The 6,127-nt window shown below is 58.1% G+C and carries 4 protein-coding genes; 1 reads left to right on the top strand and 3 read right to left on the bottom strand.

The window, feature by feature from the left end; translation table 11 throughout:
• Positions 1-410: 410 nt before the first annotated feature.
• Complete coding sequence (locus tag NKI88_RS29730) at positions 411-1,034, bottom strand: hypothetical protein (protein ID WP_031198886.1); 624 nt, start codon at positions 1,032-1,034, stop codon at positions 411-413.
• Entirely contained in the window at positions 1,021-2,262 is a 1,242-nt protein-coding gene (locus tag NKI88_RS29725; protein WP_023806848.1) for a putative hexosyltransferase, read from the bottom strand. The genes NKI88_RS29730 and NKI88_RS29725 overlap by 14 nt, the downstream gene beginning before the upstream one ends.
• Before the next feature lie 1,011 nt (positions 2,263-3,273).
• Here NKI88_RS29725 and NKI88_RS29720 point away from each other — a divergent pair.
• Positions 3,274-3,672 (top strand): response regulator, encoded by a 399-nt coding sequence (locus NKI88_RS29720; RefSeq protein WP_023806847.1) that lies wholly within the window; start codon positions 3,274-3,276, stop codon positions 3,670-3,672.
• Between the two features lie 207 nt (positions 3,673-3,879).
• Here NKI88_RS29720 and NKI88_RS29715 read toward each other — a convergent pair whose 3' ends face one another.
• Positions 3,880-6,087 (bottom strand): hybrid sensor histidine kinase/response regulator, encoded by a 2,208-nt coding sequence (locus tag NKI88_RS29715; protein ID WP_352658974.1) that lies wholly within the window; start codon positions 6,085-6,087, stop codon positions 3,880-3,882.
• Positions 6,088-6,127: the final 40 nt, after the last annotated feature.

The raw sequence follows: 6,127 nt of genomic DNA, 5'->3' as shown, positions 1-6,127 counted from the left end.
GCAGGGTGGTGATCACCGAATGGTTTGTCGCCGCAGACAAGCCCTAATTTCATTAATCTTCCGTTCCGAAGGGAGCCCTGCGTCCGTACCGATCAGCCGTTCGAGGCGAACGACGCGCAAAAGAAAACGTGACCCCGGCGGACGCTGCGCAGTGCCGCCATCCCGGCGACTAATGATCTCGAGCCCGCGGCGCGCTCTACCCTATCGCGATTGGCTGCCGGCCAGCGGCGAGGAGGCACGCGACGGCTGTCCTCCATCCGGGAGGTGCAGGCACATGAGATGATCACGGAACTGTTGTGCTGCTGAAATAGGGCAACTCCAGAAAGTTGTGAAGCGGTGTTTCCGTCCGGAATTGCGTTAAATAAAGAGTTAGAGCACTTCACCGTTTGCACAAAACGATGAAGTGCTCTCTAGCCGGCGTCGAGCCGAAACGATACCAATTTAATGGCGCGTTTATAGATCTTGCTGGCGGCTGGGCTTGGCGGAATCCCGTCGCGATAATCGAAAGTCACTTCGAGTACCTTTGCGCTAGCAAAAGCTGTGTGCGGGATCGCGAACGAGATCGTCGTCGGGTCTTTGCTCGACAGTGTTACCTCGTGTACGCGAACTCCGTTCACCGAGATGATTACCCTTTGGGTGGTCTGTGGTGGACGAATAACGGCGGACATTTGTAGCGTTGCCGTAAGCTCGTCGCTAAGCGAAGGTATTTCCAGTCTCAACCGAGAGGTCTCGCCCAGCGAATGCGTTCCGTCGGCTACCGGGCCTGACCAACCGCAGACCATCATGCCGGCTGCTTGTTTGGCGCCGTCGGATCGAAACGATACCGTCTGGCCAGGAGTGTAGCTGCCAACCGCATCGCGATTGAGGCACGTCGTCGTGCGATCGATGTAATAGGCCCGATAATCGGCGTTGACATCTGGATTGAGGGCGAGTGCGAGGATGATGATCTCGGACACGGCCAGAACCAACGCCAGCGCGTAGCCGCGAGTCGAGCCAGCACGGCCATAGAGTGACAGGCTGTCAGACCAGGGCAAGATAGCCTCCAATCCACGCCAAAGTCATGAAATAAGATGCGCTCAGGAAAAGAGCCAAAATCACCAGATAGGTCAGTTTCGATACCGACAGCAGCTCGGCAATCAACATCAGCAGCGGCGCGAGCCCAATGACGTATCTAACCATGGAAGCCAGGTTGGTGATCAACGGCAGGATGATGCTGCTCGCACAGAAGAGCGCAGCGCCATATCGCCTCCGGGACGCCAGAACGACCGATAGGGTCAGCCCTATCATCGCTGCGAGCGCGCTCCATTGCGGCGCCGTGGGCAGCCAGCCTTTTGTCGGAACAGCAGCGAGACCGTCCCATAGAAAAAGGAGCGGATCGCCAGCAACCCGCCCAAACGCGCGCTGGACGTGCAAGAACGCAAACCCATCCCCGACAGTGAGATACAAAAAGAGCATGTAAGCAAACAAGCCGGCGGGCGAGATGAAGATAGCTACGAGCATATCCGGACGACCAAGCACCCATCGCGGGAAAGATACCGCCGACCCGCCCTGCTGGCGGTGCTGCTCGAACATTTGGATGACCATTGCAAACACAGCAAGGACCCCGACCAGCCTCGTTGCCGACAACAAAGCGCATGTAACGCCAGCCGCCAGGTAGTTGGAGCGCTTGAGTGCCAAAAAGACGCACGACGTCAGGAGCACGAAAAGCGGTTCGGTAAGGAACGTGGTGAAGTGGAAGGAGAACGGGCCGCTAAGCAGAAAAGCGCAATACAGTATGTAAGCGCGCACGTTCTTCTCCAGAAGTGGCCATGCCACAAGGCAGGCGGCGTAGCTGCATGCCATCGAGGTGATCGTCGCGATCAGAATCGTGGAAAAAGGGAAAGCAAACCGAAGGGTCGTCACGAGCATGGGATACAATGGAAAGAAGCCCCAGCGTCCGACGTTGCTTTGGCCTGGAATAGGAAAACGCTCGTAGCCGTGTTCGGAAATGTCCACATACCACGCGCAGTCCCACCTGCAGAGCCCACGCGCATAAGCTTCGAAGCCTGGTACTGCCGAGACTGAATGGAATGCAGCATACCGAATGACAAGCCCGCTGATCATGAACAGGAGCGGAACCGAAGCGGCGATGACCCAAAGGCGACCGCCAGTGTTTGCGTGGGCCAAGTCTCCAAGCGCCAGTTCTGTCTCCACAGGTGAGGCGGCCACACTCTGCGATGGCGAGCCTGGGTTCGCCTGCTCGATGGCGCTGATGCCAGCCATAAAACCGGTCCCTCGAAAGCATCAAGATCATCAACCAGACTTGAAGCCCCGTCTGCGACTGAACTTAAGGATCAACGATGCCGCGCCGCTTCGGTTCCTTCTGCAGGAGGTCGTTGGGTCAGGTCGATCGATCACACCAGCCGAGGAAGGGAGCGATATTCGCGCTTCGACGGCACCGTTTCCTTGCAACGGGCGGCCTTCTTCATCGACATGCATGGCTCAGTGGGCGGCCGGGCCGCGCTGGGCACCCCTCCGGTAACGGGCGCCTTGAAGGCGATCTCGCCATCCGCCAAGCCTTTGAGTGTCAGATCCGCTTCTTGGCAGTCGCACGAGATTGTAGGCGGCGGCGCTGAATATGAAGGCCCATCCGACGCGGTCGCGGCCGCGAGACCTGGTTTTGTGCTGGCCGGCCACGGCCGACTTCTAGGGCCGACGTTAGGCGGAAAGCTGCCGCTCACGTGGCGGACGCGGGTTCGCGCCCAACGTCGGCCTTGAGCAGACCATAGCCGCTACCAGGGCCTAGGTCAAATCGCGCCATTGACACTCAGGCACACCGTTGTTTGAAGTAGGAGCCTGTGCCATCAAGACCCCGTTCGGGTAAGGCGCTAACGTTCTCGATGGCGGTAGGGCTGGCGACGTTAGATTGTGCTTGATGCCTTTGGCTTCCCGCACGAGGGCGGACCAACTTGCTCCTAGCAGCCCTATTAACTCCAGGCTTGCGGCTCCGTGGTGTCGGTTTCTTCGATAAGCCTTTGGACAAAGCGACGCTCGGGCTCAGACATCATGCTGCCTAGGATCCTTCCCAACCGCTCGCAGACCCCTTCCTAACTATAACATTTGATATAAGTTCCCACCTAAGTGGCTGTTTTTGTGAGGGGCCATTGCGTTCGAAGCCGCAGACTCCGGATCACAGCCTGCTATCCCCAGAATAACATATGTTATTATGCGAGGAACATTCGAGGCCTGCGGCCGTTGAATTACTGAGCAATTACTCACGGGGCAGGGCTTTCAATGCCGTCGGGTTCCGTCCTGATCGTAGAGGATGAGAGCATGATCCTCTTAGACATCGAGAACTCCCTCCGCGAGGCCGGGTTCGAGGTGATCGCCGTCTTAAAGGGCCTTGAAGCCATTGCGACTTTTGATCGTGAGCCTGAGCGAGTTGCGGCTCTGCTGACAGATATCAGACTTGGAGACGGCCCTACCGGGTGGGATGTGGCCCGGCACCTCCGAGCCGCCAATCCTACCATGCCAGTGATATACATGAGTGGCGATGGCGCGGACGACTGGCCGTCGCTTGGCGTACCCAACAGCCTGATGATCACCAAGCCGTTTGTTATGCCGCAGATCATTACCGGGCTGGCAACTCTCCTCAATCAACAAGGAGTGGACCAACTCCCAGCCTCAGAATAGCTGCGGCTGGTAGCTAGCTGTTTGATCCCGAGCTCGAAGGAGAGGTGCTCAATGTCAGGCCGCGGTGAAGGGACCTTTCGCGACGGCGAGGGCCTGATTTGCGGCGCCCCACCGACTCTAAGGCAGTATCTTCGGCTGCTCGGCAAATAAGACATCTCGAGCGCGCTACCCCTTGCCTGAAAACCGGAACGGCCGGTTACCGAATGGCTAGTTATCCAGAACCAATCTGACTTTCTGGGCGAGAGCTTGGAGGGTAGCGGGTTTCTGCAGGAGTTGAACGTTTGGATCGATGATCCCATTGCGAACTATGGCATCACGTGCGTAACCGGACGTAAAGAGCACCCTCAAGTCAGGCCGCAATTCAACGGCAGCATCCGCAAATTCCCGACCGTTCATTCCGGGCATGACAACATCCGTCAGCAGCAAGGAAACGTCTCCTCGATCCTCAAGAATGCGCAGGCCTTCCACCCCATTCTCAGCAGAAATCACCGAATAGTCGAGATCCTCGAGCATTTGCATTGTCAGTTGTCTTACACTCGCCTCGTCCTCGACGACGAGGATCAATTCCTCTGGCTTGCCATTGGCAACGTCTTGGCTGTTCGCCCGCCGTGCTCCATCGGCGGGACCATTGTGCCTTGGCAACCAGATGCTGATGGTAGTCCCCACCCCCAGTTTTGAATCGATGTTGACATAGCCACCGGACTGCTTGACGAAGCCAAACACCTGACTCAGCCCAAGGCCGGTTCCCTTGCCGACACCTTTGGTGGTAAAAAACGGCTCGAAGGCTCTTTCCAGAACCTCCGCGCTCATACCCGAGCCCGTGTCCCTCACCGCAATAAGGACGTAGGGGCCGGGGGAAATGCCATGATCTGCAGCAACCGACTGGTCGACCAGGAGTGCAGAGGTTTCGATGGTCAGGGTTCCGCCCTGCGGCATGGCATCGCGAGCGTTGACCGCCAGATTGACGAGGACATTTTCGAGTTGACTGGGATCAGCGAGCACTGCACCGTCATCGGATTGCACGACCGTATTAAGTGTTACGTGCTCGCCCAGCGTCCGGCGCAAAAGCTCCGACATATCCTGCACCATCCGGCCGACGTCGAGGGATTCAGGGGAAAGCGGCTGCTGCCGGGAAAAAGCCAGTAGCCTTTGCGTCAGCATGGCAGCTTTGTGGGCACCCTCGGTCGCGGCTGCGATCAGTTGGTGCACGCCAGACTCGCCGCGGTCGACGCGCCGCTGGATCAAGTTGAGTCCTGAGATGACAACTCCCAGCATGTTGTTGAAGTCGTGCGCGATACCGCCCGTGAGTTGCCCCACCGCCTCCATTTTCTGGCTTTGGCGCAGCTGATCCTCCAAATTCCTGCGGACGTTGATGTCGCGCCCGGCGGCGTAATATTGGTTGTTTCGCGGCATAAATTGCCAACTGTACCAGATGAACCTGCCATCATTGGCACGCATGCGTAAGTCGAGGTCGCGAACCACAACCCGGCTATCCGATAGTGAGAGCCGTGTCACAGCCGCAACATCTTCAGGATGAACGAAATCCTCGAAAGCCTTACCCTCGACCTCGCTTTCGTCCAAGCCGAGATGCTCGGTCCAGGCCGGATTCACACTTTGGCACTTGAGGCCGAAATCCGTTACGACGAAAAGATCCTGGCTGACGCGCCAGATCATATCGCGCTCACCGGTTGCGTCAGCTACCCGTTGCTCCAATGTCTCATTCAGGGTCTTCAGCTTCAGTTGTGAGGACAGGCGATCTGTTACATCGCGCAAAAAGGCGGTGGTGAATTGCTTGGCGCCACCTGACCAACGGCTAATCGAAGCTTCGAGATGGCGCGTCGACCCGTTGCGCCGCTTCACGGAAACTTCTCGATGAACTATTTGCTGCCCTGAGCGACTGGCGTCGTGCAATTGCGACCACCGGTCGCCTTCCACGAACAGACGGGCGCTCGGCTGACCGGCAAGCGATGCCTTGTCGATTTCGAAGAGCACCTCGGCCGCCGAATTGGCTCCCTGGATTGCCCCGGTGTCATCCAGGGTAAGAATGGCTTCCGCGGCGCTTTCCATGACCGCATCATAACGGGCATTCTGCCGTTGGCGCAGCACCGCTTCCCGCCGCATCGCCCCCGTCACATCCGAAATCTGAATAAGGCATTCATACGCACCTATCGCCCCGATTGGTCGGATGGAAATGCTATGGATCAGCGGCTGGCCCGCTCGCGTCCGCAACCCTAGCAGGGCTGGGTGGAGTGTAGGGGTCAGCAGGCTGGAGGCCCCGGCTTCCAAAGCCTCGTTTACCGCGACGAGGATTGGGCCGAGCGGCCGGCCGGGAAAAAGCTCCTCCATTGATTTTCCGGTCGCCTCGGTCGTCCGTATATTGCTGGCTGCGGCGATCCAGGCATTCCAGGCGGTCACTTGCCTTTGATAACCGAGCACGATTATACCGCAATCGAGT

The sequence above is a fragment of the Mesorhizobium sp. M0317 genome, assembly GCF_040321555.1.
In the GTDB taxonomy this organism is placed as follows: domain Bacteria; phylum Pseudomonadota; class Alphaproteobacteria; order Rhizobiales; family Rhizobiaceae; genus Mesorhizobium.
This window is presented reverse-complemented; position numbering and strand designations above follow the sequence as displayed.

Bases quoted from the DNA above. Each gene is read 5' to 3' on its own strand.
- NKI88_RS29725 (WP_023806848.1), bottom strand. From the start codon at position 2,262: ATGGCTGGCATCAGCGCCATCGAGCAGGCGAACCCAGGCTCGCCATCG.
- NKI88_RS29720 (WP_023806847.1), top strand. From the start codon at position 3,274: ATGCCGTCGGGTTCCGTCCTGATCGTAGAGGATGAGAGCATGATCCTC.